1 protein-coding gene is annotated in these 575 nt (G+C 46.3%); it reads left to right on the top strand.

Annotated features, from left to right (window positions below):
• Positions 1–575 (top strand): transcriptional regulator BetI (betI, locus tag R8O11_RS29910; protein WP_318195218.1); only part of this gene is annotated, 575 nt, incomplete at both ends.

The raw sequence follows: 575 nt of genomic DNA, 5'->3' as shown, positions 1-575 counted from the left end.
GGGGATGCCTGAAATCAGAAAACCGCAGCTTGTAAAAGCGACCATGTCTGTGATTGACAGAGTCGGTTTACATGCTGCGAGCATCTCGTTGATCAGTAAAGAGGCTGGAGTATCAACGGGGATAATTAATCACTACTTCGGTGGTAAGCATGGGTTGTTAGAAGAAACCATGCGCGAGATCCTTCGTCAGCTTTCTTCAACAATCACTGGGAAGCTTCGTGTGTTGCCAGCAGATGCTCATCATCAGCGTATCAACGCCATTATTGACGGCAACTTTGTTGGTTATCAGGCAGAAAACAAAGTGGCTAAAACGTGGTTGGCTTTCTGGTCTTACTCTATGCATGACGAGCAACTTAAGCGTTTGCAACGAGTGAATGAACGACGTCTGTTGTCCCATCTAAGAAGAGAACTAAAAGCACTATTAAGTGCGGAGCAAGCAGAATTGGTTGCTCACGGGATAGCATCACTGATTGACGGTATATGGCTACGCGGCACGCTCAACCCGCAAGGCATCGATGCTGATAAAGCGAGGATCATCATCAACGATTATCTCGAAAAGCAGCTAACGTTTTACT

Source organism: Vibrio sp. 1288 (genome assembly GCF_033344475.1).
Note: the sequence above shows the minus strand (reverse complement) of the source record. Positions and strands in the feature narration are given on the sequence as shown.